Here is a 25,941-nt window from a genome sequence, read left to right as displayed (position 1 = left end):
AACGATCGGTCGGGACAAGGGGGTCCGTCGATCCTGTGGAAAACCCATCGGGGAGGATCACTCCTATGAGCGCCGACACGAGTGCCCACGGAGCCGACGGAACCGTCAAGGAGAGCGCCACCATGGACGACGCGAGCGCCGCGGGCGGGCCGATCGGGCGGGACCGGACCGTCGCCGTCGTCGGCACCGGCACCATGGGCCAGGGGATCGCGCAGGTGGCGCTGGTCGCCGGGCATCCGGTGCGGCTCTACGACAGCGCCCCGGGGCGGGCCGCCGAGGCCGTCGCCGCGATCGGCGCCCGCCTGGACCGCCTCGTCGAGAAGGGCCGACTTGACGCCGCCGCGCGCGAGGCCGCCGCCGGACGCCTCCACGCCGCCGAGGAACTCGCCGAGCTCGCCGACGCGGCGCTCGTCGTCGAGGCGATCGTGGAGGACCTGGGCGTCAAGCAGCGGCTCTTCGCCGACCTGGAGAAGGTCGTCGCCGACGACACCCTTCTCGCCACCAACACCTCCTCCCTCTCCGTCACCGCCATCGCCGGGGGCCTGCGGCTGCCCGGCCGCTTCGTCGGCCTGCACTTCTTCAACCCGGCGCCGCTGCTGCCTCTCGTCGAGGTGGTCCGGGGCTTCGCCACCGAGGAGACCGCCGCCACACGCGCGTACGAGACGGTGAAGGGCTGGGGCAAGACGCCGGTGCGCTGCGCCGACACCCCCGGTTTCATCGTCAACCGGATCGCCCGCCCCTTCTACGCGGAGGCGTTCCGCGTGTACGAGGAGGGCGGCGCCGACCCGGCGACCATCGACGCGGTGCTGCGCGAGTGCGGCGGCTTCCGGATGGGCCCCTTCGAGCTGACCGACCTGATCGGGCAGGACGTCAACGAGGCCGTGACCCGCTCTGTGTGGGAGTCCTTCTTCCAGGACCCGAAGTTCACGCCGTCGCTGGCGCAGCGGCGGCTGGTGGAGTCGGGGCGGCTCGGCCGCAAGTCGGGCCACGGCTGGTTCTCGTACGCGGAGGGCGCGGAGCGGCCCGCGCCGCACACCGCGCCGCCGGCGGAGGCGCCGACGCAGGTCACGGTGCGCGGCGACCTGGGGCCGGCGGAGCCGCTGGTGGGGCTCTTCGAGGAAGCCGGGATCAAGGTCCGGCGGAAGCCGGGCGAGGGCTGGGTCGAGCTTCCGGGGGGCGGGCGCCTCGGTCTCGCGGACGGCGAGAGCTCCTTCGAGTACCACGACGAGGAGATCGTCTACTTCGACCTCTCCCTGGACTACGCCGCCGCCGGGCGCCTCGTCCTGTCGGCGCGCCGCACTATCCCGCCGGAGACCCTCGCCGAGGCCGTCGGTCTCTTCCAGGCGCTCGGCAAGCAGGTCTCCGTCATCGGGGACGTCCCCGGCATGATCGTGGCCCGTACGGTCGCGATGCTCGCGGACCTCGCCGCCGACGCCGTGGACCGAGGGGTGGCCACCGCCGAGGACGTCGACACCGCGATGCGGCTCGGTGTGAACTATCCGGCAGGGCCGCTGGAGTGGGCGGAGAACCTGGGCCCGAGGCGCGTGTGCGACCTGCTCAGGGCGCTCCACGAGCGCTACCCGACGGGCCGGTACGCGCCGAGCCAGGCCACCGCGCGACGGTGCGCCGAGTCGTTCGAGCCGGAGGAGAAGCGATGACCACGGCCAGACGCGACACCTACACCCCCGAGACGCTGCTCTCGGTCGCGGTGCGGGTCTTCAACGAGCGTGGTTACGACGGCACGTCCATGGAGCACCTGTCCAAGGCGGCCGGGATCTCCAAGTCCTCGATCTACCACCACGTGGCGGGCAAGGAGGAGCTGCTGCGGCGGGCGGTCAGCCGGGCGCTCGACGGGCTCTTCGCGATCCTCGACGAGCCGGGCGCGCAGCGCGGCCGGGCGGTGGAGCGGGTCGAGTACGTGACCCGGCGGACCGTCGAGGTGCTGATCGCGGAGCTTCCGTACGTGACGCTGCTGCTGCGGGTACGGGGCAACACCGCGACCGAGCGGTGGGCGATGGAGCGCCGCCGGGAGTTCGACCACCGGGTGGCGGAGCTGCTCGGGGCGGCGGCGGCCGACGGCGACCTGCGGTCCGACGTGGACATCCGGCTCGCGACCCGGCTCCTCTTCGGCATGATCAACTCGCTGGTGGAGTGGTACCGGCCGCATCCGGACCAGGCGGAGCGCGACCAGCTCGCCGAGACCGTCGCCCACCTGGCCTTCGACGGGCTGCGGAAGGCGCGCTGAGGCGGTGGGGAGGGGGCCCGGGGGTTTTTCCTCCGGGCCCCCTTTCGCGTGTCCGTGCGGGCCGTCAGGGCCTCGGGTCGGCGTTCAGGTCCATCTCGTCGAAGACCAGCAGGGTGCGGGTGGAGAGCACCTCGGGGATCGCCTGGAGGCGGGTGAGGACCAGCTCGCGCAGGGTGCGGTTGTCGGGGGTGTGGACCAGCAGCAGGACGTCGAAGTCGCCGCTGACCAGGGCGATGTGTGCGGCGCCGGGGAGCGCCTTGAGCTGTTCGCGGACCGTGCGCCAGGAGTTCTGGACGATCTTGAGGGTGATGTAGGCGGAGGCGCCGTGGCCCGCCCGCTCGTGGTTGACCCGGGCGCTGAAGCCGCGGATCACCCCGTCGTCGATGAGCCGGTTGATCCGGGCGTACGCGTTGGCCCGGGAGACGTGCACCCGCTCGGCGACGGACCGCACGGAGGCGCGGCCGTCCGTCTGGAGCAGTCGCAGGATGTCCCGGTCTATCGAGTCCAGCGGGCGTGCCGGGGCGGCGTGCGCCGGCGCGTCCGAGGGAGCGCTCAGCGTCTCGCCCGGGGTGTCCCCCGCCGCTTCGTCCGGGGCTCCGCCCCGGGCGGCGGCCATTTGTTCATCCGCCATGTCCCCCCGCCTCTCTCCGGTGGACGACCTGCCTCTATCCCAGGCTGTGGAGAACCGTTTGTCCACAGGCTGGAGGTGCCTGTAGCCAAAATGCCTCCACGACCGAACAATCGGTAGGTGAGGCGCGCCACATCCGCGCCACCCGCCTTCGGGTGTTATGCCCGCTCCCACGAGGAGGTGGACTCGTTGCAACAGCGCAGTTCGACAGTCCAGGAGCCGCTCGCCGGCTCGGCCTACCGGCCCACGCCGCCGCCGTCCTGGCGGCCGCGGACCGACCCCGCCCCGCTGCTGCCCGACGCCGAGCCGCTGCGCGTGCTCGGCACGGACGCCGTGGCCGACGCCGACCCCGCGCTGCTGCGCCGCCTCTACGCGGAGCTGGTCCGAGGCCGCCGGTACAACGCCCAGGCGACCGCCCTCACCAAGCAGGGCCGGCTCGCCGTCTACCCGTCCACCACGGGCCAGGAGGCGTGCGAGATCGCCGCCGCCCTCGCCCTGGAGGAGCGGGACTGGCTCTTCCCCTCGTACCGGGACACCCTGGCGGCGGTGGCCCGCGGCCTCGACCCGGTGCAGGCGCTGACCCTGCTGCGCGGCGACTGGCACACCGGCTACGACCCGCGCGAGCACCGCATCGCGCCGCTGTGCACCCCGCTCGCCACCCAGCTGCCGCACGCCGTGGGCCTCGCCCACGCGGCCCGCCTGAAGGGCGACGACGTGGTCGCGCTCGCCATGGTCGGCGACGGCGGCACCAGCGAGGGCGACTTCCACGAGGCGCTGAACTTCGCCGCCGTCTGGCAGGCGCCGGTGGTCTTCCTCGTGCAGAACAACGGCTTCGCGATCTCCGTGCCGCTCGCCAAGCAGACCGCCGCCCCCTCGCTCGCCCACAAGGCCGTCGGCTACGGCATGCCGGGCCGCCTGGTCGACGGCAACGACGCGGTCGCGGTCCACCAGGTCCTCACCGAGGCCGTGGCCCGCGCCCGGCGCGGCGGCGGCCCGACCCTCGTGGAGGCGATCACCTACCGGATCGACGCCCACACCAACGCCGACGACGCCACCCGCTACCGCGCGGACGGCGAGGTCGAGGCCTGGCGGGCCCACGACCCGGTGCTCCTCCTCGAAAGGGAGCTGACCGCGCGCGGCCTGCTCGACGAGGAGGGCCGGCGCGCGGCGGCCGAGGCCGCCGAGACGATGGCCGCCGAGCTGCGCGAGCGGATGAACGCCGACCCGGTGCTCGACCCGATGGACCTCTTCACCCACGTCTACGCCGAGCAGACCGCGCAGCTGCGCGAGCAGGCGGCACAGCTGCGGGCCGAACTCGAAGCGGAGGACGAGAGCCGATGACGACGGCGACGACCGGCGCGGCGGCCGCCAAGGCGGCGGGCCGGCCCAAGCCGGCCACCATGGCGCAGGCGCTCCAGCGCGCCATGCGCGACGCGATGGCCGAGGACCCGACCGTCCATGTGATGGGCGAGGACGTCGGCACCCTCGGCGGGGTCTTCCGGGTCACCGACGGGCTCGCCAAGGAGTTCGGCGAGGACCGCTGCACGGACACGCCGCTGGCCGAGGCGGGCATCCTCGGCACGGCCGTCGGCATGGCCATGTACGGCCTGCGGCCGGTGGTGGAGATGCAGTTCGACGCCTTCGCCTACCCGGCGTTCGAGCAGCTCGTCTCGCACGTGGCGCGGATGCGGAACCGGACGCGCGGCGCGATGCCGATGCCGATGGTGATCCGGGTGCCGTACGGCGGCGGGATCGGCGGCGTCGAGCACCACAGCGACTCCTCCGAGATCTACTACATGGTCACCCCCGGCCTGCACGTGGTCACCCCGGCGACCGTCGAGGACGCCTACGGGCTGCTGCGGGCGGCCATCGCCTCCGACGACCCGGTCGTCTTCCTGGAGCCCAAGCGGCTCTACTGGTCGAAGTCCGACTGGTCGCCCGAGGCACCCGCGCGCGTGGAGCCGATCGGCAAGGCCGTGGTCCGCCGGTCCGGCACCAGCGCCACCCTGATCACCTACGGCCCCTCGCTGCCGGTCTGCCTGGAGGCGGCCGAGGCGGCGACCGCCGAGGGCTGGGACCTGGAGGTCGTGGACCTGCGCTCGCTCGTGCCCTTCGACGAGGAGACCGTCGCCGCGTCGGTGCGGCGCACCGGCCGCGCGGTCGTGGTCCACGAGTCGGGCGGCTTCGCGGGACCGGGCGCGGAGATCGCCGCCCGGATCACCGAGCGCTGCTTCCACCACCTGGAGGCGCCGGTGCTGCGGGTCGCGGGCTTCGACATCCCCTACCCGCCGCCGATGCTGGAGCGGCACCACCTGCCGGGCGTCGACCGGGTCCTGGACGCGGTCGCGCGGCTCCAGTGGGAGGCGGGGAACTGATGGCCCAGGTCCTGGAGTTCAAGCTCCCCGACCTCGGTGAGGGACTCACCGAGGCGGAGATCGTCCGCTGGCTGGTGGACGTCGGCGACGTCGTCGCGATCGACCAGCCGGTCGTCGAGGTCGAGACCGCCAAGGCGATGGTCGAGGTGCCCTGCCCGTACGGGGGTGTGGTCACCGCCCGCTTCGGCGAGGAGGGCACCGAGCTTCCCGTCGGAGCCCCGCTCCTGACGGTCGCCGTCGGCGCCGCCGCCGGCCCCGGCACGGCCCCGGCGGGTTCCGCGCCCGCGCCCACCGCTGCGGAGGGTTCAGGTTCGGCCGTCTCCTCCGAGTACTCGGGCAACGTCCTCGTCGGCTACGGCACGGCGGGCCCCGCGGCCCGGCGCCGCCGGATCCGCCCCCAGTCCCCGGCCGTCGTCCATCCCACGCCGACCACGACGGCCGGTCCCACCCCGACGGCCCCGGCGGCGGTCCAGGCGGCCCCCGCCGCGCCCTCGCCGACCGGGCCGGTGCCGGTCATCTCCCCGCTGGTGCGGAAGCTGGCCCGTGACCGGGGCCTCGACCTGCGGGAGGTGCGCGGCTCGGGCCCCGAGGGCCTGATCCTGCGGGCCGACGTCGAGCGGGCCCTCACCGCCCGCGAGACGCCCGCGGCGGTCGCGCCGGCGGTCGCGGCGGTCGCCCCTGCGGTCGCACCCGCCGCGGCGCCTGCGGTCGCCGCCGCCGGGGAGCGGATCCCGCTGCGCGGACTGCGCGGAGCCGTCGCCGACAAGCTCTCCCGCAGCCGCACCGAGATCCCCGACGCGACCTGCTGGGTGGACGCCGACGCCACCGAACTCATGGCCGCGCGGGCGGCGATGAACGCGGCGGGCGGGCCGAAGATCTCGCTCCTCGCGCTCCTCGCCCGGATCTGCGTCCACGCCCTGTCCCGCTTCCCCGAGCTGAACTCCACCGTGGACACGGCCGCCCGTGAGATCGTCCGGCTGCCCGGCGTGCACCTCGGCTTCGCCGCCCAGACCCCGCGCGGACTCGTCGTCCCCGTGGTCCGGGACGCCGGTACGCGCACCACCGAGTCGCTGACCGAGGAGTTCGCCCGGCTCACCGAGTCGGCCCGGCAGGGCACCCTCACCCCGGCCGACCTCACCGGCGGCACGTTCACGCTCAACAACTACGGCGTGTTCGGGGTGGACGGCTCCACGCCGATCGTCAACCACCCCGAGGCGGCGATGCTCGGCGTCGGCCGGATCATCCCCAAACCCTGGGTCCACCAGGGCGAACTGGCCGTCCGTCAGGTGGTGCAGCTCTCGCTCACCTTCGACCACCGGGTCTGCGACGGCGGCACGGCCGGCGGCTTCCTGCGGTACGTCGCGGACTGCGTCGAGCAGCCCGCGGTCCTGCTCCGCACGGTCTGACCGGCGGAGACCGCGCCCGTACGACCCGGCCGGTGGGAGCCGCGCCCGTACGGTCTGACCGCGCGGGTGCCGCGCCCGTACGACCCGGCCGGCGGCAGTCGTGCCCGTACGGTTCCGAGCCCCGGGTGCTCGGAGCCGTACGGCGGCGGACCATACTGCTGGGGTGACCACCGCACATGACGCCGTCGTACTCGCCGGGGGCGCCGCGCGGCGCCTCGGGGGCGTGGACAAGCCGGGGGTACGGGTCGGCGGGCGGTCCCTGCTCGACCGGGTGCTCGCCGCCTGCGCCGGAGCCCGCGGGACCGTCGTCGTCGGCGACCCGCGCCCCACCGTCCGGCCGGTCCGCTGGACTCGCGAGGAACCGATCGGCACGGGACCCGTGGCCGCCCTGGACGCGGGCGCCGCCGCACTCCGTTCCCCCGCCCCGGAGACGGACACCGCCCCCGGGGTCCTGCTCGCGCTCTCCGCCGACCTGCCCTTCCTCGGGGAGCCGACCGTCCTCCGGCTCCTCGCCGCGCTCGACGCCGCGCCGGAGGCCGAGGCCGCGCTCCTGACCGACGCCGACGGCCGCGACCAGCCGCTCGTCGCCGCCTACCGGACCGGCCCCCTGCGCCGTCGGCTCGACGAGCTGCTCCAGGCCCACCAGGGCCTCGACCACCTCCCCCTGCGGTTCCTCGTCGAAGGGCTCCGCGTCGTACGGGTCCCGGCAGGCCCCGACGAGCCCCTGGCCTCCTTCGACTGCGACACCTGGGAGGACATCGCCACGGCCCGCGCCCGCATCAGGGACCATGGAGCCGTGTTGGACGAATGGATCACCGCAGCCAAGACCGAACTGGGAATCGACCTGGACGTCGACACCGGCGTCCTGCTCGATCTGGCCAGGGACGCCGCTCACGGCGTCGCCCGCCCCGCCGCGCCCCTGACGACCTTCCTCGTCGGCTACGCCGCGGCGAAGGCCGCCGAGGGCGGTACGGCCCCGGCCGAGGCGGTCGCCGAGGCATCCCGCAAGGCCGCCGCCCTCGCCCAGCGCTGGGCAGCCGAACAGTCAGAACAGGCCGAACAGTCAGAACAGGCCGAACAGGCTGAACAGGGCGAGACGGGATGACCCCCGGACGACCCGCCCCCGCCGCCACCCCCTGGCCCCAGGCGCGCGCCCTCGCCGCCCGCGCCGGGGCCGGGGCGCGGGCGGCGGCCGCGGAACGCCCGCCCGTCCGCGTCCCGCTCGGGCAGGCGCTCGGCCGCACCCTCGCCGAACCGCTGCGGGCCCTCACCGACCTGCCCTCCTTCGACAGCTCCGCGATGGACGGCTGGGCGGTCGCGGGACCGGGCCCCTGGACGGTGCGCGAGGAGGCCGTCCTCGCCGGGCACGCCGGGGCCGGTCCCCTCGCCCCGGGGGAAGCGGTACGCATCGCCACCGGCGCCCGCGTCCCCGCCGGTGCCACCGCCGTCCTCCGCTCCGAACACGCACGCGTCGGTGACCCCGGCTCGGCTGGAACGGTTCTGCTGCACCCCCTCCGCGAGGTCGTGACCGGCCAGGACATCCGTCCCCGCGGCCAGGAGTGCCGTACCGGCGACGAGCTGCTGCCCGTCGGGTGCCCCGTCACCCCCGCCGTCCTCGGTCTCGCCGCCGCCGCAGGCTACGACGAGGCCGCCGTGCTGCCCCGCCCCCGCGTGGAGGTCCTCGTCCTCGGGGACGAACTGCTGACGTCCGGGCTCCCCCACGACGGCCTGATCCGGGACGCGCTCGGTCCGATGCTCGGGCCCTGGCTGACGGCGCTCGGCGCCGAGGTCCTGGCGACCCGCCGGATCGGCGACGACGCCGAGGCCCTGTACGCGGCCGTCACCGGTTCCGCCGCCGAACTCGTCGTCACCACCGGCGGCACCGCCGCCGGGCCGGTCGACCACGTCCACCGGGTCCTCGACAAGGCAGGGGCCGCCCTCCTGGTCGACGGGGTGGAGGTCCGTCCCGGCCACCCCATGCTGCTCGCCCGCCTGGACGCCGGGCGCCACCTCGTCGGCCTGCCCGGCAACCCCCTCGCCGCCGTCTCCGGCCTCCTCACCCTCGCCGCTCCCCTCCTGGCCGCCCTCGCGGGAGCGGGAGCCGGGACCCCCGTGGAGCCCGCCTCCGCCCCCCTCCGTGACGGCGTCCAGGGCCACCCGCACGACACCCGGCTCGTCCCCGTCGTCCACCGGGACGGGCTCCTCGTGCCGCTGCACTACAACGGGCCGGCCATGCTGCGGGGCATCGCCGCCGCCGACGGCATGGCCGTCGTCCCGCCCGGCGGAGCGGAACCGGGCCGACGGCTGGAGATCCTCGCCCTCCCCTGGGCGGCCACGACGCCGACTGCGACGCCGCCCGTGCCCCTGCCAGGACGCGAAGGAGCGTGTTTCACGTGAAACTCCCCAGCCGTGACGTCATGGCCCGCCACGCCGCCGAGAAGGTCGACGGCTCGCGGATCCATCTGCCCCGCCAGACCGTGGACCCGCTCCGCCAGGTCGGCCGGCGCCTCCTCATGGCACTCGGGGTCCTGTTCCTGACGGTCCTCATCGTCTACGCCGACCGCGAGGGCTACCGCGACAGCGTCGACGGCACCGTCGACTTCCTCGACTGCCTCTACTACGCGACCGTCACCCTCTCCACCACCGGATACGGCGACATCGTCCCGGCCAGCGACGCGGCGCGGCTCGTCAACGTCCTGGTGATCACGCCACTGCGCGTGCTGTTCCTGATCATCCTGGTCGGTACCACCCTCGAAGTCCTCACCGAAAGGACCCGGGAGGAGTTCCGCCTCAAGAAGTGGAGGTCCCACTTGCGCGACCACACCGTGATCGTCGGCTTCGGGACCAAGGGGCGGTCCGCGATCCAGACCCTCTGCGCCACCGGCCTCCGCAAGGACCAGATCGTCATCGTCGACCCCTCCGGCAAGGTCATCGAGGCGGCCAACCTCGACGGCTTCGTCGGCATCGTCGGCGACGGCACCCGGAGCGATGTCCTGCTCCGGGCGGAGGTGCAGCGGGCCCGCCAGGTCGTCATCGCCACCCAGCGCGACGACACCGCCGTTCTGGTCACTTTGACGGCCCGCCAGCTCAACCGGGGCGCGAAGATCGTCGCCGCCGTCCGGGAGGAGGAGAACGCGCCGCTGCTCCGCCAGTCCGGTGCCGACGCGGTCATCACCAGCGCCTCCGCCGCCGGCCGGCTGCTCGGCCTCTCCGTGCTCAGCCCCAGCGCGGGCACGGTCATGGAGGACCTGATCCAGCAGGGCACCGGCCTCGACCTGGTCGAGCGCCCGGTGACCAAGGCCGAGGCGGGCCGGAGCGTCCGGGAGACCGAAGACCTGGTGGTGAGCGTGCTGCGCGGCCACCGGCTGCTCGGCTACGACGACCCGGCGGCCAGCCCCCTCCAGCTCACGGACCGGCTCATCACCATCGTCCGGGCCGCCCCCCTCACGCCCCTCACCACCCCTCCGGAGGACTGAGCACACGGACAGCACACGGACAGCACACGGACAGCGCACGGACAGCGCACGGACAGCGCACGGACAGCGCACGGACAGAGCACGGGCAGCGCGCGGACAGCGCCGGGAGTAGCCTCGCCGCCATGCATGCGATCACGATTCCGGAACCCGGCGGCCCCGAGGCGCTGGTCTGGGCCGAGGTGCCCGATCCCGTGCCCGGCGAGGGCGAGGTCCTCGTCGAGGTGGTGGCGAGCGCCGTCAACCGCGCCGACGTCCTCCAGCGGCAGGGCTTCTACAACCCGCCGCCCGGCAGCTCGCCCTACCCCGGCCTGGAGTGCGCCGGCCGGATCGCCGCCCTCGGCCCCGGGGTCTCCGGCTGGTCCGTCGGCGACGAGGTCTGCGCGCTGCTCGTCGGCGGGGGTTACGCCCAGCGGGTCGCCGTCCCCGCAGGTCAGCTGCTGCCGGTCCCGAAGGGCGTCGACCTGGCCACGGCCGCGGCGCTCCCCGAGGTCGCCTGCACGGTCTGGTCGAACATCTTCATGAGCGCCCTCCTGCGGCCCGGCGAGACGCTGCTGGTGCACGGCGGGGGCAGCGGCATCGGCACCATGGCGATCCAGCTGGGCAAGGCGGTCGGCGCGAGGGTCGCGGTCACCGCGGGCAGCCCGGAGAAGCTGGCCCGCTGCGCCGAGCTCGGCGCGGACGTCCTGATCGACTACCGCGCCCAGGACTTCGTCGGGGAACTCCGCGAGGCCACCGACGGGGCGGGCGCGGACGTGATCCTGGACATCATGGGCGCCAAGTACCTGGACCGGAACGTCCAGGCCCTCGCCGTGAACGGCCGGCTCGTCGTCATCGGCCTCCAGGGCGGCGTCAAGGGCGAGTTGAACCTCGGCGCGCTGCTCGCCAAGCGGGCCGCCGTGATGGCGACGACCCTGCGCGCCCGCCCGCTCCAGGAGAAGGCGGCGATCGTCGCGGCCGTCCGCGAGCACGTCTGGCCGCTGGTGGAGGCGGGCACGGTCCGCCCGGTCGTCGACCGGACGCTGCCGATGCCGGAGGCCGCCAAGGCCCACCGTGTCCTGGAGTCCGGCGCCCACGTCGGCAAGGTGCTGCTGCTCGCACCCTGACGGATACGGAGACGGGCCCGGCGCACACGAGATGCGCCGGGCCCGTCTCCGTACAACCGCCTTACAGATACGGCCCCGAGCCGGTCGCCCGCCCCCGGCCGTGCCCGTGCCCGTGTCCGTCCTCGTCGTCGCCGTCGTGCGGGGCGCCGGGAGGCAAGGCCCGCCGCATCTGCTCCAGTTGGGCGCGGGCCGCCATCTGCTGGGCGAACAGCGCCGTCTGGATGCCGTGGAAGAGGCCCTCCAGCCACCCCACCAACTGGGCCTGGGCGATGCGAAGTTCCGCCTCGGAGGGAATGGCGTCGTCGGTGAACGGGAGGGACAGGCGCTCCAGCTCCTCGACCAGCTCCGGCGCGAGGCCGTCCTCCAGCTCCTTCACGGAGCCGGCGTGGATCTCCTTGAGCCGGACCCGGCTGGCCTCGTCGAGAGGTGCCGCCCGAACTTCCTCCAGAAGCTGCTTGATCATGCTGCCGATCCGCATGACCTTCGCAGGCTGCTCGACCATTTCCGTCACCGGGACCTCGCGGGATTCGTCGTCGCCCTGGGCGCCGCCGAGTGCCATCCCGTCCTGTCCCACGATGAGGACCTGGGGGCTCTCCGGCGACCTGTCATTCCTCGGCATCTCCATGCCGCCATTCTCTCGCACACACGCTTCAACACGAGGTGTGCCCCGGGAGGAGGGTGATCCACCCTCCTCCCGGGGCCGGACGTCGCTCAAGTCGTCCGTCAGGTCGCCGCGCGCCGGGCCACCGCTCCCTTCGAACGGGTCACCAGGGCGGCGAGCAGGGCCGCGCCGAGCGGGACGGCGACCAGCAGGGCCGCCAGCGTCTCCCAGGGCACCACGATCGGCACGTACGGCGGGGTGGGGTCGCCGCCCCAGCCCTGCGCGATGTTCTCCTCGTGGAAGCGGAGCCGTTCGCGTGCCTCGGTGAGCCGGAGGCCCACGGCCGGGAGCAGGCCCGCGACCGAGCCGAGGGCGACGCCCATGACGGCGACCACCCCGCACTGGAAGCCGCTGAGGGTGCGGCGGACGCGCGGCGGGGCGCCGACGGCGGCCAGCGTCTTCAGGTCGGCCTCGGCGTCGGCCTGGGCGAGGCCGGTGGCGATTCCGGCGGCACCGATGGTGATCAGGCCGGCGAAGACGGTCAGCGCGAGCAGGAAGACGCTGTCGTCGGAGACGTACCCCTCCTCGACGACGAGGTCGACGCCGGCGCCGATCCCGGCCAGTTCGGCGTCGAGCTTCTGGCGCTGCTCGCCGTCGGGGAGCCCGTCGGTGCTGAAGTAGGCGCCGACGGGGACGACGGTGAGACCGGCGGCCTTGGCGGTCGCGGGGGTCATCAGCACCTGGAGGCCGTAGGTCTTCTCGCCCTGCACCAGGTGGGCGGGGACGGCGGTGACCTTGCCGGGGACGGGCTTGTTGTTCATGGACGCCTCGTCGGCGGCCTTCAGGTCGGTGATCTGCTTGATCCCGACGGTGCCGTCCTTGTCGACCAGCGGCCTGCTGAAGGCGAGGGCCTTGCCCTCCGCGAGGGCCTTGGCGGCGCCGGCGTCGGTGATGCCGAGGACCTTCAGGAGCCGGTCGTCGCCGACCAGGAGCCCGCCGTCGACGTAGAGGCCGTCGCCTCCGTCCTGCGCGCACCGCCAGTCGTCGCGGAGCATGGTGCGCCGCTGCTCGGCGGTGAACTTCTCGTAGGGGTCGCTGCCGTCGGCCTGCGGGGCCCAGATCGGGCACTGGTGGGCGGGCGGCACGAGGACCTCGTACCGGCCGCAGCCCTCGCCGCCGCCCCAGGGCGGGCAGCCGGGCTTGCCGACGGCCACGCGGGAGACGTCGGCGCGGGTCTCGACCGGCAGGAAGCGCTGGACGGCGTCGGCGACGGCGGGGACGTCCCGGCCGTTCTCCTCCATCTGGAAGAAGGAGACGGCGCCGTGCGGCAGGCGGGGGGTGTACTCGGCCCGGTTCTGGGCGTCGGTGCTCGACGTGTACGTGGCGACGGCGACCGAGCCGGCGACGGCGGCGAGGACGGCGGCGACCGCGGGGGCCGTACGGCCCCGGTTGCGGACGGCGTCGCGGAGCGCGAGCCGCGGCGAGAGCGGCAGCCAGCGGCCGGTGCGCCCGAAGAGGCCGACCAGAGCGGGGGTCATGGCGACCACGCCCAGCTCGGCGATGGCGGAGCCGCCGGCGACGATGATGAACTGGTCGGTGACGACGGAGCCGTACAGGGCGATCGCCGCGCCGAGGAGCAGCGCGACCAGGCCGACGACGGGCAGGACCCTGCTGGTGGAGCGGACGCCGCGGCGGCCGGTGAGCGAGGCGAGCACGGTCTGCCGGGAGGCGGTGATCGCCGGGACGACGGCGGCGAGCAGTCCGGTGAGGACGGCGAGCAGCGCGATCCCGAGGAGTTCCAGGGGCCGGATGTCGAAGGCGCCGAACCGCTTCCCGATGTACTCCTCCAGGAAGGGCTGGAGGGCCAGGGTGAGGACCAGGGCGAGCGCCGTGCCGACGACGGCGGCGGTGACGCCGATGACGAGGCCGCCGCTCAGGACGATGGCGCGGATGTGGCTGCGGGAGCCGCCGTTGGCGCCGACGAGGCCGAGCTGGCGGCGGGAGCGGCGGGCGCCGACCGCGAAGGCGGGGCCCGCGAGCAGGCAGATCTCCAGCATCGCCAGGCCGACGACGGTGCCGACGGAGGCGATGAGCAGGGCGCGGTCGACCTGGCCGGAGCCGAAGCCGCCCATGTCGGTCCGCTGGTAGAGCGGCACCTCGGAGTCGGCGGGCGGGTCGAGGCTGACGGCCCGGGAGACGACGGCGACGCCCTTGGCGTTGATCTCCTTCACGTCGTTCCACGTGAAACCACCGGGGCGCTGCACCAGATACGTGGTGGAGGAGCCGGGGGCGAGCGCGCCGGCCTTCTCCGCGGCCTTCTCGTAGGGGGCGAGGAAAGCCCCCGGAAGCGCGATGACCTGGGCGGTCTTCAGGTCGCTGGGGAGCTCGTAGGAGCCCACGATCCGGTACGGCCGGTCGAAATTGCGAGCGGAAACGGTGGAGCCGACGGAGAGGCCGCTCTGCTCCAGGAACGCGGAGGTGGCGATCACCTCGTCCGCCTTCCGCGGATGGCGGCCGTCGAGGAGGGTGACGATCCCCCGGGCCATCGGGTCGTCCGTCTTCAGCTCCCGGACGTCGCTCTGGAGCAGGCCGTGCTTGGTGGTCAGCTTGGCGCCGCCCTGGGTGTCGGTGATCCAGCGGGCGTCGGCCGGTATGGCCTTGGTGACGTCGGCGGAGCCGGTGGGCCAGACCTTGAGGTCGTCGAGGTTCTGCGCGGGGGTGTAGTTGTCGCCGTCGGGGCTCTGGTGGATCGGCGTGCCGCCGAAACCGGGGTCGCGGAAGGAGGCGTCGGCGGCGCCGAGGGTCCGCTCCAGTCGTTCGGTGACGGAGAGTTCGGAGCTGCGGTAGGTGAGGTCGATGGCGCTGACGCCGACGATGGGGAGGGCGATCATCGCGAGGACGAGCGAGCTGCGGCCCTTGGCGCGCCAGGCGTCGCGGCGGGCGATGCGGACGGCCGCCCGCCAGGAGTGGAACCAGTTCTTCACGCGTCCGCCACCCGGCCCGTGAGGAGGGAGTCGGCCTCGCTGCGCACGGTCTGGTCGACGATGGCGCCGTCGCGGAGGAAGACGACCCGGTCGGCCCAGGCGGCGAAGCGCGGCTCGTGGGTGACGAGGACGCCGGCGGCGCCCGCGTCGCAGCGGGAGCGGAGCAGGGCGAGGACGGACTCGCCGGTCTCGGAGTCGAGGGCGCCGGTGGGCTCGTCGGCGAGGACGAGGCGGCGGTCGCCGACGAGGGCGCGGGCGATGGCGACGCGCTGCTGCTGGCCGCCGGACATCTCGTCGGGGAACCGGTCGGCGAGATGGCCGAGCCCCATCTCCTCAAGTGCGGCAAGGGCCTCGACCCGCGCCTTGCGCGCCGACATCCCGTCGAGCTCGCGCGGCAGGGAGACGTTCTCGGCGGCGGTCAGCGCCGGGATGAGGTTGTAGTCCTGGAAGACGTAACCGATGCTGCGGCGGCGCAGCGCGGCGAGCTCCTTGAGCCCGGCGCCGGTGATGTCGGTGCCCTCGACGAGCACCTGCCCGGAGGTCGGGGTGTCGAGCCCGCCGGCGATGGTGAGCAGCGTGGACTTGCCGGAGCCGGACGGCCCCATGACGGCGACGAGTTCGCCCGGGTGCACGTCGAGATGGATCCCGCGCAGGGCGTGCACCTCGGTGGCGCCCGACCCGTGGACCCGGGTCAGGTTCTGCAGCCGCAGCACGGGCTGCGCGGTGAGCGGTGTGGACATCGGATGATCCCCCTAGGGTGCGCGGAACCACGCACGGTGAACGGAAAAGAAGAAAGCAGAAACCAGTGAGCGGTACGGGTGAAAACCAGTGAGCGGTACGGGGCACCAGGCCCCGGATCAGAGCCCCCGACGCGCGCCCCCGCCCGCCTCCGCCCGCCCCGCCCCCGCCCCGGAAACCCCGACCCCCGCCCCCGCCCCGGGCCCGGGCCGGGCCCCCTCCCCGGCACCCGGCTCCGGGGCGGCGGCGGGCGCGGCGGCGGAGAGCCGGATCAGCCGGGCCTCGCAGTGGTCGAGCCAGCGGGCCTCGGCCTCGGTCTGGAAGATCAGCTGCTCCAGGACGAGGAGCCAGGCCACGTCGTCGCGCTCGCGCGAGCCGTCGTCCTCCAGGGCGGCGAGGGCCTGGGCCTTGAGCCGGGTGTAGTCCTGCATCGCCTTCACGGTGTGGCGGCGCTGGGACTGGATGACCTCGCGGATGTCGACGCCGGGCGCCCCGACGGCCATGGCGAGCTTGATGGCGAGCTCGTCGCGGGCGGGGCTGGTGCGGTCCACGGGCTGCTCGAACCAGGTGCGCAGAGCGGTGCGGCCGGCGTCGGTGACCGCGTAGAGCGCGTGGCCCGCGCCGTCCTCGCCGTTCTGGGTGACGAGGCCGTCCCGTTCGAGGCGGCCCAGGGTCGTGTAGACCTGGCCGACGTTGAGGGGCCAGGTGGAGCCGGTGCGGGATTCGAACTCGGTGCGCAGCTGGGAGCCGTAGCGGGGGCCGTGTTCGAGGAGGGCGAGGAGCCCGTGGCGGATCGACATACCGGGTATGTATACCGGGTATGCCGAGGGCGGCAAACCGTCCTGAGGGGGAGGCGGAGGGTCCCCCTCAGGGGGGACCCGGGTGGTCGCGGCCGGGGTCAGCGGCGGCGCAGCCGCAGCCCGAGGAAGCCGAGGCCGAGCCCCATCAGGATCAGCCCTACGCCGAGGGTGAGGAGGGGAACCTGCTGGTCGGAGGGGGTGACGGCGTTCTGCGCGGTGAGGCCGGGGGCGGCCGCGGGGCGGGTGGGGCGGGCCGTCCCGGGGAGGGCGGCGTCCTCCTCCTCCGGTGCCTCGGTCTCCTCCTCCGGGAGGCCGTCGGGGGCCTCGGATTCTGTAGCGGTTCTGTCACGAGAGGGGGTGGCGGGGGCCTCGTCCTCCGTGGGCGCGGTCGTCTCGGGGCGCCCGGGCCGGGAGCGCCCCTCGCCCGCGGGCCGCCCGGCGAGCGAGGGGGAGCCGGTGGGCTCGGGGGCGTCGCTGGTGGGGGCGGCGGGCTTGCCGTGGCGGGGGGCGGAGGAAGCGGTGGGGGAAACGGGGGCGGTGGGGCCGGTGGAGGGGGCCGTGGGGGTGGCCGGGAGGCCGGTCGCCGTGGTGGCGGCCGGAGCCGGGGGCGTACCGGTCCGGGGGGTGGCGCTCGGGCCGCCGGTCGTGGGGGCGCCGGTGGGCGTGGGCGTGGGCGCGGAGGCGGAGACGGCGGGCGAGGCGGGGCCGGCGGTGGGGCCGTGGGCGGGGGCGGGGGCGGCGCGCCCTGTGGGGGTCCCGGCGGGGGCGCCGGGGGCCCGTGCGGGGGACCCGGAGGGGGGGCCGACGGGGGTCTCGGCGGCCCGGGCGAGGGGCGCGCCGGAGATCCCGTACAAAGTGAAAGCACAGGCCAGGGCGGGGGCGAGCGCCGTCCTCCGGAGAACGGGCCCGGAGCGGCGGGCACGCGCGCGTGGTCGCGCCTGTGTCCGCGTCCGCGCCCGTACGCGACGGCGCCCGCCGCTACCGCCACCGCCGCCGCGTCTGCCGCCGTCGGTCCCGCCGTGTGTGGGAGTCACCGGGAAACCCTCCCCTGCCGTGTCGCCGAGGTGTCCGACTCAGCGTCACATGACGGGACGTTCCCGGCATCCGGGCGGCTACCTCGGGGGGTTGCCGGTGGAGATCTGCAGCGTGAACTCGGCGTCCTCGGGGCTGATCTCCGTACCGGCCGGCGGGTACTGCTCCAGGACCGTGTCCTCGCCGTAGGTGGCCTCGTCCACCGGAGTCTGCTTCTTGATCTTCCAGCCGGCGGCGTTGACGCAGTCCTTCACCGAGGTGAGGTTCTTGTAGGTGAAGTCGGGCGCCTCGAACTTGTCGGGGTCGTCGCTCGACTCCCTCGGCTGGGTGCACTTCTTCGTGTCGATGGTCTTCGACAGGTCCGGGCCCTTGTGGCCGGGGGTCTCGGTCTGGGTCTGCTGGGTGCCGCCGGTCCCGGGAGCGGCGGCGTCGCCCCCCTTGCCGTTGTCGTCGTCCCCCATGTTGAGCACGGCGACCGTGCCGCCGACCGCGAGCAGGGCGACGACGATCGCGCCGACGATCACCGGCATGTTGCGGCGCGGGGCGGCGACCGGGACGGGCGCGGGAGCGGGGGCGTAGGAGACCGGCGGCGGGGTCTGGTAGCCGGGAGCGGGCGTCGGCGCCTGCTGGGGGTAGCCGTACCCGGGGCCGGGCGCCGGAGTCGGGGCGGGGGTCGGCGGGCCGTACGGGCCGGGCTGCGGGGTCGGCGGCTGGTAGGGCTGCTGCACCCCGGGCTGCTGCACCCCGTGCGGGGCGGCGTGCGGGGGCGGGGTCTGGCCGACCGGCGGGAAGACGGCCGAGCCGACGCCGGAACCGCTGTTGACCGGGCCGCCGGCGACGATCACGGGGGCGGCGGTCTGCCCGGCGGCGAGCACCCGCAGGCACTCGTCGCGCATGGCGGCGGCGCTCGGGAACCGCTCGTTCGGGTTCTTCCGCAGCGCGCGGGCGACCAGCGCGTCCATCGCGGGCGTCACCGAGCGGTTGACGGACGACGGGGCGACCGGCTCCTCCTGCACGTGCGCGTAGGCGATGGCGAGCGGGGAGTCCGCGTCGAAGGGGAGACGGCCCGTCAGCAGCTGGAAGAGCATGATGCCGACCGAATAAAGGTCGGAGCGGGCGTCCACGGGCCGGCCGAGGGCCTGCTCGGGGGAGAGGTACTGGGGGGTGCCGACGACCATGCCGGTCTGGGTCATGGAGGTGACCCCGGACTGCATGGCGCGGGCGATGCCGAAGTCCATGACCTTCACGACGCCGCGCTTGGTCATCATCACGTTGCCGGGCTTGATGTCGCGGTGGACCAGGCCCATCTCGTGGCTGGCCTCCAGGGCGGCGAGCACGTCCGCCGTCACCTTCAGGGCCTTGTCGGCGGGCATCGCCCCGTACTGGCGGACGTCGGCGGCGAGGACCGAGCCGAGCGGCTGCCCCTCCACGTACTCCATGACGATGTACGGCATGAGGCCGCCGTCGAGGGTGTCCTCGCCGGTGTCGAAGACGGAGACGATGTTGGTGTGCGAGAGCTTGGCCACGGCCTGCGCCTCGCGGCGGAACCGCTCGCGGAAGGACTGCTCGCGGCCCAGCTCGGTGTGGAGGGTCTTGACGGCCACCTGGCGGTCGAGCGCGCTGTCGTACGCGAGGTGGACGGAGGCCATGCCGCCCTCGCCGAGGAGCTCGCGCAGCTGGTAGCGGCCGTTCGCGACCGAACCGCCCGCGTAGCGGCCGCCCTGGGCGCCGTCGTGGCTCATGTGTGCTGTCCCCCTGCGCCCCGCGGCGTCGGTCCGTCGTCTCCGCCAGGCCTCGATGTCCGGCCGATTCTGCGCCAAGTCTGCCCGAGGCCCCTGACACGTCAAGCCGCGTGCCCGTTCCGTGACCCTCCGCGACCCTTCGCGCCGCCGGTGTCACGCGGACGTCGGGCGAAACTCACGGAATTTGCACAGGCGTACACGGGAAGGGACGGACGGCCGGCCATCGCGCACCGGGATGTCGTGCGGAGCCTGTAGCGTGACGACTGGACACGTGGCACGGACAGACGACGGCGAGGACTCATGGAACCCGGATCCGAGGCAGGTGGCGGTGTGCCGGGCGCTGCCGGGGAATCGTGGGGAGTCGGCCGCGTCGTCGGCGACGGCCGGTACCGCCTGACGCACCGTCTGGGACGCGGCGGCATGGCCGAGGTCTTCGCCGCCGAGGACGTGCGTCTGGGCCGTACGGTCGCGGTGAAGCTGCTGCGCTCCGATCTCGCCGAGGACCCGGTCTCCAAGGCCCGGTTCACGCGCGAGGCGCAGTCGGTCGCCGGGCTCAACCACCACGCGATCGTGGCGGTGTACGACTCGGGCGAGGACGTGGTGGACGGCCGCCCGGTGCCGTACATCGTGATGGAGCTCGTCGAGGGCCGCACCATCCGTGACCTGCTGGTCAGCGCGGAGGCGCCGGGGCCCGAGCAGGCGCTCGTGATCGTCTCCGGGGTCCTGGAGGCGCTGGCGTACTCGCACCAGCACGGCATCGTGCACCGCGACATCAAGCCGGCCAACGTGATCATCACCGATTCCGGCGCCGTCAAGGTCATGGACTTCGGCATCGCCCGCGCGCTGCACGGGGCGCAGGCGACGATGACGCAGACCGGCATGGTCATGGGCACGCCGCAGTATCTTTCCCCGGAGCAGGCGCTCGGCAAGGCCGTCGACCACCGCTCCGACCTGTACGCGACGGGCTGCCTGCTCTACGAGCTGCTCGCGCTGCGGCCCCCGTTCACCGGTGAGACGCCGCTGTCGGTGGTCTACCAGCACGTCCAGGACACGCCGGTCCCGCCGTCCGAGGTCCGCGGTTCGACGCCGCCGGAGCTCGACGGCCTGGTGATGCGCTCGCTGGCGAAGGAGCCGGACGACCGGTTCCAGAGCGCCGAGGAGATGCGCGGGCTCATCCAGTACAGCCTGGAGATGCTCCAGCAGCAGGGCGGGCACACCGGCACCTGGGGCACCGGCCCGGTGACCGTGCACGACGGCGGGCACACCCCCGTCCACGGCATGACGGCGACGACGCCCATGGGCCACCCGCCGCACGGCGAGACCGCCCAGCGCCCGATCCTGCCGCCGCCCAATCCGGAGGACGGCGCCTACACCCCGTACGGGGGCGGCTACGGCGGCTACGACGACGGCACGGGCGGCACCGGGGGCTACGGCCAGGGCGGCCCCGGCGGTCAGGACGACGGCCGGGGCAAGCGCGCCAGGATGGTGCTGTTCGCGGCGCTGGCGCTGGTCGCGGTCGTCGCCGGCATCGTCTACGCGGTGAAGATGTCGGGTGACGGGAACGCGAAGACCCCCGTCACGACGCCGACGACGGTGTCGAACTCGCCGTCGACGGCCTCGGAGGAGCCCGCCCCGTCCGAGGAGCCGTCGGAGGAGCCGTCCCAGGAGTGGCCGAGCGACACGACCGGCGGCGGCGACGGAGGCCGCACCCACCGGCCGTGGACCCCGCCGACCAACACGACGACGGCCCCGCCGACGACGGCGCCGCCCACCACCGAGCCGACGCACACCGAGGAACCCACCACGGAACCGACGGAGACCGGCGAGCCGACGCGCACCGAGGAACCCACCACGGAGCCGACGACCCAGCCCACGGACGGCGGCGACAGCGGCGGCCAGACCGACACGACCGGCGGCAGCAACGGCGACCCGAACACGCCGCCGCCCGGCGGCGGCGACACCGGGGACACCGGCGCCACGGCCGGCTAGGCCGGCCCCACCGGGCGGCCCGTCAGGCGGCCGTCAGGCGCAGAAGGCGTCGCGGACGGCGTCGTACTCCCGGGTCCACCACACGGCCAGGGCCGACATCGCGGGGAACTGCGGGTCGGCCCTGCGGTCGTTCAGCTGGTAGCGCCAGCGCAGCGTCCAGAAGTCGTTCAGCCGCTCCCACCACACGCGGTGCACCGCCGCGGCCAGTTCCGCGCCGTCGGCGCCGGTGGCCCGCCGGTACGCGCGCGCGTAGGCCCGTACTTTCTCCAGGGCCAGCTCGCCCCCCGGCCGTACGAAGAAGATCGCGGCGGCCCGGACGGCCTCCTCGGCCCGGGGGCGGACGCCGAGGCGGTCCCAGTCGACGATCGCGGCCGGTTCGGCGCCCCGGTAGAGCAGGTTCAGGGGGTGGAAGTCGCCGTGCACCCAGCCGGCCGTGGCGGGCGTCGGAGGGCGGCGGTGGGCGTGCTGGGCGATCAGCCGGCGCCGTTCCCGCAGCCGGTGCTCGGCGAGGGCGTCGAAGCCGCTGTGGGGGCGGTGGGCGCGGGCGAGGCGGAGCAGTTCGGCGATGTCCGCGAAGGTGTCCTCGGGGCGGGCGCTGTCGTGCCGCTCGCCGGGCGGCGGGGGTTCCATGATCCGGTCCAGGCAGGTGTGGACGCGGCCGAGAAGGGCGCCGAGGCGGCGGGAGCCGCCGGTGGACAGCTGGGCGCCGTCGCGGTGCCGGCCCTCGATCCAGGGGTGCAGGGCGTAGCAGCGGCCGCCGATGACGGCGACCGTGCGGCCGCGGCTGTCGGGCAGCGGCGGGGCCACCGGCAGGCCGAGGGCGTGCAGCCGCTGGGTGGCGCGGTGCTGGCGGGTGATGGTGGCCCGGTCGGCGGTGGGGGCGTCGAGGTGTTGCTTGAGGAAGTAGTGGCCGCGGGTGGTGGAGAGCCGGTAGCCGCGGTTGAGCAGGCCCTCGGTGACGGGGACGCAGGACAGGGGCTCACCGGCGTGCGGGTGGCGGCGCAGCAGGGCGCCGACCGGAGGAGCGGAGTGGTCGACAGAGCGGTCATATGAGCGCGGCACCCCGCAGATGTTAGATCACGCTGCGTGGTGGAGGCGGGGCGGTGCGGAATCGGCCGAGGAGGCGTAGGTGAGCCGGTGCACGGTGACGAACTGGGGTTCGATGCGCAGGAAGACGGGGACGAAGGGCTCGCCGTCCACGCGCGCCGGTTCCGGGCCGAAGGCGGCGAGCTCCGCCGCGGTCGGCTCGACGAGCCCGGCGGTGCCGGTGAACTGCACGGACCACGGCGAGCCGCTCCCGGACCCGAAGTCGTCCGCCCCGTAGGCGACGACGCTGCCACTGCACGCCTGGTGGTGGCCGAGCCCCTCGTGCAGGCGGATCAGGACGCCGCCGCCGGACACGATGTGCCGGGCGGGCACGACGAAGGGCATCGCCCGCATGCTCGTGGCGACCCGGCCGTACGCCACGCGGCCGAGCAGTTCGATGGCGCGGCTCTCCTCGGAGGACATGGCTCCACCGTCCGCCACCGGCACCCCGCCGGAAAAGGGGCGCCGGCCCCGTACCGACGGGACGTAGGTCCTGAATCCCGGCCGGGGCACCCGGACTGCTCCCTCCGGGTGAGAACCCCGGCGCGGGCCCCGCTCAGTGCCGCTCGGCCTGCAACCGCGCCACGTACGCGGCGGCCTGCGAGCGGCGCTCCATGCCGAGCTTGGACAGCAGGCTGGAGACGTAGTTCTTGATGGTCTTCTCCGCGAGATGGAGACGCTCGCCGATGGCCCGGTTGGTCAGCCCCTCGCCGATCAGGTCGAGGATCCTGCGCTCCTGCTCGGTGAGGTGGGCGAGCCGGTCGTCACCCTTCGGGGTGGTGCCGTCCCGCAGCCGCTCCAGGACCCGCGCCGTCGCCACCGGGTCGAGCAGCGACCGGCCGGCCGCCACGTCCCGGACCGCGTTCAGGAGCTCGTTGCCCCGGATGGCCTTGAGGACGTACCCCGAGGCCCCGGCCATGATCGCGTCGAACAGCGCCTCGTCGTCCGCGTACGAGGTGAGCATCAGGCACTTGACCGACTCGTCCTGGGAGCGGACCTCGCGACAGACCTCGACCCCGCTGCCGTCGGGCAGCCGGACGTCGAGCACCGCCACGTCCGGACGGGTGGCGGGGATCCTGACCAGGGCGTCTTCGGCGGTTCCGGCCTCGCCGACGACCTCGATGTCGTCCTCGACGGAAAGCAACTCGCGGACGCCGCGCCGGACCACTTCGTGATCGTCCAGCAGGAATACCCGGATTTTTCCTTCTTCGCGCACACGGGCAGTCTCACATATTGGCTCTTCCGGTGCCCGGGGTGCGCAGGTTACGGTTCCGGATGTTCCGACGACGGTGTCGGGCCGCTGCCCACGCCCTGACCAGGGCGAGTTCCCGCTTTTCTCGATTTACTTGGAAATCCAAGCAAAATTGCAGGTCAAGTGGGGTTTCGCGGGAATGCCGCACACTGGGTAACGTGCCTATGACGGCGCTCGCCGGGACACCTGTCACGCCCGACCCCGGCCGCGTCGCACCCACCCCGTGCGCAGGGTACGGATAAGGCGGAGAGCCGCACTGGCCTTCCCGGCGAACCCGGGGGCCGGACCGACGGAGGAGCACGCACGTGACCGTGGAGAGCACTGCCGCGCGCAAGACGACGCGACGCAGCAGCGGCGCCAAGCGCACCACCGGCGCCAGCACCGGCGCAAAGAAGGCCGCCCAGGCCGCCCCGGCCGGGGAGCCCGAGCTCGTTCAGCTGCTGACGCCCGAGGGCGAACGCGTCCAGCACCCCGACTACGACATCGACCTGAGCGCCGAGGAGCTGCGCGGTCTCTACCGCGACATGGTCCTCACCCGCCGCTTCGACGCCGAGGCGACCGCCCTGCAGCGCCAGGGCGAGCTGGGCCTGTGGGCCTCGCTGCTCGGCCAGGAGGCCGCGCAGATCGGCTCAGGACGGGCGCTGCGGGACGACGACTACGTCTTCCCGACCTACCGCGAACACGGCGTGGCCTGGTGCCGCGGCGTGGACCCGACGAACCTGCTCGGCATGTTCCGGGGCGTGAACAACGGCGGCTGGGACCCCAACAGCAACAACTTCCACCTGTACACGATCGTCCTCGGCTCGCAGACCCTGCACGCCACCGGCTACGCCATGGGCATCGCCAAGGACGGCGCGGACTCGGCCGTGCTCGCCTACTTCGGCGACGGCGCCTCCAGCCAGGGCGACGTCAACGAGTCGTTCGTCTTCTCCTCGGTCTACAACGCCCCGGTCGTGTTCTTCTGCCAGAACAACCAGTGGGCGATCTCCGAGCCCACCGAGAAGCAGACCCGCGTCCCGCTCTACCAGCGCGCCCGCGGCTTCGGCTTCCCCGGCGTCCGCGTCGACGGCAACGACGTCCTCGCGTGCCTGGCCGTGACCCGGGACGCCCTGGAGCGCGCCCGCCGCGGCGAGGGCCCGACGCTGATCGAGGCCTTCACCTACCGGATGGCCGCCCACACCACCTCCGACGACCCGACCCGCTACCGCCGCGACGCGGAGCGCGAGGCGTGGGAGGCCAAGGACCCGATCCTGCGCCTGAAGGCGTACCTGGAGAACGAGGGCCACGCCGACGCGGCCTTCTTCGAGGAGCTGGAGGCCGAGAGCGAGGCGCTCGGCAAGCACGTCCGCGAGGTCGTCCGCGCCATGCCCGTCCCCGACCACATGGCGATGTTCGACCACACGTACGCGGACGGGCACGCGCTCGTCGACGAGGAGCGCGCCCAGTTCGCCGCCTACCAGGCGTCCTTCGAGGGCGGAGAGGCCGAGTAATCATGGCTGTTCAGAAGCTTCCCCTGGCCAAGGCGCTCAACGAGTCGCTGCGCAAGGCCCTGGAGACCGACCCCAAGGTCGTCGTCATGGGCCTGGACGTCGGCAAGCTCGGCGGCGTCTTCCGCATCACCGACGGCCTCCAGAAGGACTTCGGCGAGGACCGGGTCGTCGACACCCCGCTCGCCGAGTCCGGCATCGTCGGCACCGCGATCGGCCTCGCCCTGCGCGGCTACCGCCCGGTCGTGGAGATCCAGTTCGACGGCTTCGTCTTCCCGGCGTACGACCAGATCGTCACCCAGCTGGCGAAGATGCGGGCCCGCTCGCTCGGCACCGTGAAGATGCCGGTCGTCATCCGCATCCCGTACGGCGGCGGCATCGGCGCCGTCGAGCACCACTCCGAGTCCCCCGAGTCGCTCTTCGCGCACGTCGCGGGCCTCAAGGTGGTCACCCCTGCGAACTCCTCCGACGCCTACTGGATGCTCCAGCAGGCCATCCAGAGCGACGACCCGGTCATCTTCTTCGAGCCCAAGCGCCGCTACTGGGACAAGGGCGAGGTCGACGTCGACGCCATCCCCGGCGAGCTCCACAAGGCCCGGGTCGCCCGCGAGGGCACGGACCTCACCCTCGCCGCCTACGGCCCGATGGTGAAGACCTGCCTGGAGGCCGCCGCGGCCGCCGCCGAGGAGGGCAAGTCGGTCGAGGTCGTGGACCTGCGCTCGATCTCCCCGATCGACTTCGACACCCTCCAGGCCTCGGTCGAGAAGACCCGCCGCCTGGTCGTCGTCCACGAGGCGCCGGTGTTCTTCGGCTCCGGCGCGGAGATCGCCGCCCGGATCACCGAGCGCTGCTTCTACCACCTGGAGGCCCCCGTCCTGCGGGTCGGCGGCTACCACGCGCCGTACCCGCCGGCGCGCCTGGAGGAGGAGTACCTGCCGGGCCTGGACCGCGTGCTCGACGCCGTCGACCGCTCGCTGGCGTACTGAGGAGAGCACCG

22 protein-coding genes are annotated in these 25,941 nt (G+C 74.0%); 12 read left to right on the top strand and 10 right to left on the bottom strand.

The window, feature by feature from the left end; genetic code table 11:
• Nucleotides 1-122 precede the first annotated feature (122 nt).
• Both QK442_RS25630 and QK442_RS25625 read left to right on the top strand, forming a co-directional pair.
• Entirely contained in the window at nucleotides 123-1,658 is a 1,536-nt protein-coding gene (locus QK442_RS25630; protein ID WP_282696434.1) for a 3-hydroxyacyl-CoA dehydrogenase, read from the top strand.
• A complete protein-coding gene (locus QK442_RS25625; RefSeq protein ID WP_282696415.1) occupies nucleotides 1,655-2,245 on the top strand; it encodes a TetR/AcrR family transcriptional regulator in 591 nt (196 codons plus the stop codon). Before QK442_RS25630 ends, QK442_RS25625 begins: the two co-directional genes overlap by 4 nt.
• 64 nt (nucleotides 2,246-2,309) lie before the next feature.
• On the opposite strand, the gene QK442_RS25620 is transcribed toward QK442_RS25625, so the two are convergent.
• Nucleotides 2,310-2,876, bottom strand: a complete 567-nt coding sequence (locus QK442_RS25620) for an Lrp/AsnC family transcriptional regulator (RefSeq protein WP_282696414.1) — start codon at nucleotides 2,874-2,876, stop codon at nucleotides 2,310-2,312.
• A gap of 177 nt (nucleotides 2,877-3,053) precedes the next feature.
• On the opposite strand from QK442_RS25620, the gene pdhA (QK442_RS25615) reads away from it, so the two are divergent.
• The 7 genes from pdhA (QK442_RS25615) (at nucleotide 3,054) to QK442_RS25585 (ending at nucleotide 11,233) form a co-directional block, all read left to right on the top strand.
• The gene (gene pdhA, locus QK442_RS25615; RefSeq protein WP_282696413.1) at nucleotides 3,054-4,214 is read left to right on the top strand and encodes a pyruvate dehydrogenase (acetyl-transferring) E1 component subunit alpha; all 1,161 of its coding nucleotides are present in this window, start codon (nucleotides 3,054-3,056) and stop codon (nucleotides 4,212-4,214) included.
• The gene (locus tag QK442_RS25610; RefSeq protein WP_282696412.1) at nucleotides 4,211-5,248 is read left to right on the top strand and encodes an alpha-ketoacid dehydrogenase subunit beta; all 1,038 of its coding nucleotides are present in this window, start codon (nucleotides 4,211-4,213) and stop codon (nucleotides 5,246-5,248) included. The genes pdhA (QK442_RS25615) and QK442_RS25610 overlap by 4 nt, the downstream gene beginning before the upstream one ends.
• Nucleotides 5,248-6,654: a dihydrolipoamide acetyltransferase family protein gene (locus QK442_RS25605; protein ID WP_282696411.1), complete on the top strand. Its 1,407-nt coding sequence runs from the start codon at nucleotides 5,248-5,250 to the stop codon at nucleotides 6,652-6,654. Before QK442_RS25610 ends, QK442_RS25605 begins: the two co-directional genes overlap by 1 nt.
• A 163-nt stretch (nucleotides 6,655-6,817) precedes the next feature.
• Nucleotides 6,818-7,759, top strand: a complete 942-nt coding sequence (locus QK442_RS25600; protein WP_282696410.1) for a DUF6457 domain-containing protein — start codon at nucleotides 6,818-6,820, stop codon at nucleotides 7,757-7,759.
• Entirely contained in the window at nucleotides 7,756-9,051 is a 1,296-nt protein-coding gene (locus tag QK442_RS25595; RefSeq protein ID WP_282696409.1) for a molybdopterin molybdotransferase MoeA, read from the top strand. Before QK442_RS25600 ends, QK442_RS25595 begins: the two co-directional genes overlap by 4 nt.
• A complete protein-coding gene (locus tag QK442_RS25590; RefSeq protein ID WP_282696408.1) occupies nucleotides 9,048-10,130 on the top strand; it encodes a potassium channel family protein in 1,083 nt (360 codons plus the stop codon). Before QK442_RS25595 ends, QK442_RS25590 begins: the two co-directional genes overlap by 4 nt.
• A 122-nt stretch (nucleotides 10,131-10,252) precedes the next feature.
• On the top strand, nucleotides 10,253-11,233 hold the full coding sequence (locus QK442_RS25585; RefSeq protein ID WP_282696407.1) for an NAD(P)H-quinone oxidoreductase: 981 nt from the start codon (nucleotides 10,253-10,255) through the stop codon (nucleotides 11,231-11,233).
• Nucleotides 11,234-11,294: 61 nt separating this feature from the next.
• Here QK442_RS25585 and QK442_RS25580 read toward each other — a convergent pair whose 3' ends face one another.
• From QK442_RS25580 to QK442_RS25555, 6 genes are all read right to left on the bottom strand, one after another.
• Nucleotides 11,295-11,858 carry a bacterial proteasome activator family protein gene (locus tag QK442_RS25580; RefSeq protein WP_282696406.1) on the bottom strand — a complete coding sequence of 188 codons (564 nt, stop codon included), beginning with the start codon at nucleotides 11,856-11,858 and terminating at the stop codon, nucleotides 11,295-11,297.
• 98 nt (nucleotides 11,859-11,956) lie between these two features.
• Nucleotides 11,957-14,818 (bottom strand): ABC transporter permease, encoded by a 2,862-nt coding sequence (locus tag QK442_RS25575; RefSeq protein ID WP_282696405.1) that lies wholly within the window; start codon nucleotides 14,816-14,818, stop codon nucleotides 11,957-11,959.
• Nucleotides 14,815-15,558 carry an ABC transporter ATP-binding protein gene (locus QK442_RS25570; RefSeq protein WP_282696404.1) on the bottom strand — a complete coding sequence of 248 codons (744 nt, stop codon included), beginning with the start codon at nucleotides 15,556-15,558 and terminating at the stop codon, nucleotides 14,815-14,817. Before QK442_RS25570 ends, QK442_RS25575 begins: the two co-directional genes overlap by 4 nt.
• Nucleotides 15,559-15,675: 117 nt before the next feature.
• Nucleotides 15,676-16,356 carry a PadR family transcriptional regulator gene (locus QK442_RS25565; protein ID WP_282696403.1) on the bottom strand — a complete coding sequence of 227 codons (681 nt, stop codon included), beginning with the start codon at nucleotides 16,354-16,356 and terminating at the stop codon, nucleotides 15,676-15,678.
• A 98-nt stretch (nucleotides 16,357-16,454) separates the two neighbouring features.
• Nucleotides 16,455-17,210: a hypothetical protein gene (locus tag QK442_RS25560; protein ID WP_282696402.1), complete on the bottom strand. Its 756-nt coding sequence runs from the start codon at nucleotides 17,208-17,210 to the stop codon at nucleotides 16,455-16,457.
• Between the two features lie 258 nt (nucleotides 17,211-17,468).
• A complete protein-coding gene (locus tag QK442_RS25555; RefSeq protein ID WP_282696401.1) occupies nucleotides 17,469-19,130 on the bottom strand; it encodes a protein kinase in 1,662 nt (553 codons plus the stop codon).
• Between the two features lie 300 nt (nucleotides 19,131-19,430).
• Here QK442_RS25555 and QK442_RS25550 point away from each other — a divergent pair, with 300 nt between their 5' ends.
• Nucleotides 19,431-21,119: a protein kinase gene (locus tag QK442_RS25550; protein WP_282696400.1), complete on the top strand. Its 1,689-nt coding sequence runs from the start codon at nucleotides 19,431-19,433 to the stop codon at nucleotides 21,117-21,119.
• Nucleotides 21,120-21,152: 33 nt separating this feature from the next.
• Here QK442_RS25550 and QK442_RS25545 read toward each other — a convergent pair whose 3' ends face one another.
• The 3 genes from QK442_RS25545 to QK442_RS25535 all read right to left on the bottom strand — a co-directional run bounded on the left by QK442_RS25545 (nucleotide 21,153) and on the right by QK442_RS25535 (nucleotide 23,421).
• Nucleotides 21,153-22,181, bottom strand: a complete 1,029-nt coding sequence (locus tag QK442_RS25545; RefSeq protein ID WP_282696399.1) for a phosphotransferase — start codon at nucleotides 22,179-22,181, stop codon at nucleotides 21,153-21,155.
• A gap of 15 nt (nucleotides 22,182-22,196) precedes the next feature.
• Nucleotides 22,197-22,628 (bottom strand): pyridoxamine 5'-phosphate oxidase family protein, encoded by a 432-nt coding sequence (locus QK442_RS25540; RefSeq protein WP_282696398.1) that lies wholly within the window; start codon nucleotides 22,626-22,628, stop codon nucleotides 22,197-22,199.
• Between the two features lie 133 nt (nucleotides 22,629-22,761).
• Nucleotides 22,762-23,421, bottom strand: coding sequence for a response regulator transcription factor (locus QK442_RS25535; RefSeq protein ID WP_282696397.1), 660 nt, complete (start codon nucleotides 23,419-23,421; stop codon nucleotides 22,762-22,764).
• Between the two features lie 341 nt (nucleotides 23,422-23,762).
• Between QK442_RS25535 and pdhA (QK442_RS25530) the strand changes: the two genes are divergently transcribed.
• Together pdhA (QK442_RS25530) and QK442_RS25525 are read left to right on the top strand one after the other, a co-directional pair.
• Nucleotides 23,763-24,947: a pyruvate dehydrogenase (acetyl-transferring) E1 component subunit alpha gene (pdhA, locus tag QK442_RS25530; RefSeq protein WP_282696396.1), complete on the top strand. Its 1,185-nt coding sequence runs from the start codon at nucleotides 23,763-23,765 to the stop codon at nucleotides 24,945-24,947.
• A 2-nt stretch (nucleotides 24,948-24,949) separates the two neighbouring features.
• Nucleotides 24,950-25,930 (top strand): alpha-ketoacid dehydrogenase subunit beta, encoded by a 981-nt coding sequence (locus tag QK442_RS25525; protein WP_282696395.1) that lies wholly within the window; start codon nucleotides 24,950-24,952, stop codon nucleotides 25,928-25,930.
• The last annotated feature ends 11 nt before the right edge of the window (nucleotides 25,931-25,941 follow it).

It is taken from the genome of Streptomyces sp. CC208A (genome assembly GCF_030010625.1).
GTDB lineage: Bacteria > Actinomycetota > Actinomycetes > Streptomycetales > Streptomycetaceae > Streptomyces.
The sequence above is the reverse complement of the archived record's forward strand: the minus strand, read 5'-3'. Positions and strand labels throughout refer to the sequence as shown.

What these genes read in the sequence shown, in the direction of transcription:
- QK442_RS25630 (WP_282696434.1), top strand. Translation starts at nt 123, where the DNA reads ATGGACGACGCGAGCGCCGCGGGCGGGCCGATCGGGCGGGACCGGACC.
- QK442_RS25625 (WP_282696415.1), top strand. Translation starts at nt 1,655, where the DNA reads ATGACCACGGCCAGACGCGACACCTACACCCCCGAGACGCTGCTCTCG.
- QK442_RS25620 (WP_282696414.1), bottom strand. Translation starts at nt 2,876, where the DNA reads ATGGCGGATGAACAAATGGCCGCCGCCCGGGGCGGAGCCCCGGACGAA.
- QK442_RS25610 (WP_282696412.1), top strand. Translation starts at nt 4,211, where the DNA reads ATGACGACGGCGACGACCGGCGCGGCGGCCGCCAAGGCGGCGGGCCGG.
- QK442_RS25605 (WP_282696411.1), top strand. Translation starts at nt 5,248, where the DNA reads ATGGCCCAGGTCCTGGAGTTCAAGCTCCCCGACCTCGGTGAGGGACTC.
- QK442_RS25595 (WP_282696409.1), top strand. Translation starts at nt 7,756, where the DNA reads ATGACCCCCGGACGACCCGCCCCCGCCGCCACCCCCTGGCCCCAGGCG.
- QK442_RS25585 (WP_282696407.1), top strand. Translation starts at nt 10,253, where the DNA reads ATGCATGCGATCACGATTCCGGAACCCGGCGGCCCCGAGGCGCTGGTC.
- QK442_RS25580 (WP_282696406.1), bottom strand. Translation starts at nt 11,858, where the DNA reads ATGGAGATGCCGAGGAATGACAGGTCGCCGGAGAGCCCCCAGGTCCTC.
- QK442_RS25570 (WP_282696404.1), bottom strand. Translation starts at nt 15,558, where the DNA reads ATGTCCACACCGCTCACCGCGCAGCCCGTGCTGCGGCTGCAGAACCTG.
- QK442_RS25565 (WP_282696403.1), bottom strand. Translation starts at nt 16,356, where the DNA reads ATGTCGATCCGCCACGGGCTCCTCGCCCTCCTCGAACACGGCCCCCGC.
- QK442_RS25555 (WP_282696401.1), bottom strand. Translation starts at nt 19,130, where the DNA reads ATGAGCCACGACGGCGCCCAGGGCGGCCGCTACGCGGGCGGTTCGGTC.
- QK442_RS25550 (WP_282696400.1), top strand. Translation starts at nt 19,431, where the DNA reads ATGGAACCCGGATCCGAGGCAGGTGGCGGTGTGCCGGGCGCTGCCGGG.
- QK442_RS25540 (WP_282696398.1), bottom strand. Translation starts at nt 22,628, where the DNA reads ATGTCCTCCGAGGAGAGCCGCGCCATCGAACTGCTCGGCCGCGTGGCG.
- QK442_RS25525 (WP_282696395.1), top strand. Translation starts at nt 24,950, where the DNA reads ATGGCTGTTCAGAAGCTTCCCCTGGCCAAGGCGCTCAACGAGTCGCTG.